Here is a 1205-nt window from a genome sequence, read left to right on the forward strand (position 1 = left end):
ATGTTGAAATACAAAGTGAGGAGGAGGAAGATTTTGTAGACCACAAGATAGAAGAACCTGTCTTGTCCAGAGCAAGCAATGAACAATCAATAGCATTATGATATACGCAACAGCCTTTTATGCAGGATTAAAGCCAGATCCATTATTAAAGGTGTCAGAATGGGCAGATGAATACAGGGTTCTCTCGCAAACAGCATCATCAGAACCAGGAAGATGGAGAACAGAGAGAACTCCTTACCTGAAAGAAATAATGGACTCTTTATCGCCTTCATCACCAATTGAAAAAGTAATCTTTATGAAAGGAGCGCAGATTGGTGGCACAGAAGCAGGGAACAACTGGATAGGCTATATAGTCGACCAAACACCAGGTCCAATGTTAGTAGTACAGCCAACTGTAGAGATGGGAAAGCGCTGGTCTAAAGGGAGATTTGCCCCACTTATTGATAGCACGCCATGTTTAAAAGATAAAGTAAAAGACCCAAGATCGAGAGATTCAGGTAATACTGTGCAGAGCAAGGAGTTTCCCGGTGGAATTGTGGTAATAACTGGGGCAAACAGCAGTGTAGGACTTCGCTCTATGCCAGTAAAATACCTCTTTCTCGATGAAATTGATGCGTATCCAGGAGATTCAGGTGGTGAAGGAGATCCAGTTTTGCTCAGCATAGCCCGAACTAACACATTTACGCGGCGAAAGATATTTTTGGTTTCAACCCCAACAGTGCATGGAATCAGTAGAATTGAAAAGGAATTTGAAGCTTCAGATAAAAGGTATTTCTTTGTACCTTGCCCGCATTGTAATCATTATCAAGTTTTAAAATGGACACAAGTAAAATGGGAAGATAAAGACTCAAGAACAGCTCATTATGTTTGTATCGAATGTAACGGCAAAATAGAAAATCATCAAAAGACAGAAATGCTTTCACGTGGAGAATGGAGAGTAACGAACGAAACGAAAGGTGGAAAGATAGCAGGATTTCATATTTCAAGTCTTTACAGTCCAGTTGGCTGGTATAGTTGGAGTCAAGCAGTGGAGGATTTTCAGCACGCAAAAGAAAATGAGCAATTACTGAAGGTTTGGATTAATACTACGCTTGGAGAGACCTGGGTTGATAAAGGAGAAGTACCAGACTGGCGTCATTTATTTGAACGCAGGGAATCCTATACTATTGGCACAGTACCAAAAGGAGAAGTAGTCCTTACTGCAG

General features: G+C 41.0%; 1 protein-coding gene. It reads left to right on the forward strand.

The window, feature by feature from the left end; translation table 11 throughout:
- Positions 1–97: 97 nt before the first annotated feature.
- The coding region (locus IC220_RS07680) for a phage terminase large subunit family protein (protein ID WP_188153807.1) at positions 98–1205 on the forward strand (1108 nt) is incomplete at its 3' end.

Origin of the sequence: Wolbachia endosymbiont of Pentalonia nigronervosa (assembly GCF_014534705.1) — a bacterium.
Classification (GTDB): domain Bacteria; phylum Pseudomonadota; class Alphaproteobacteria; order Rickettsiales; family Anaplasmataceae; genus Wolbachia.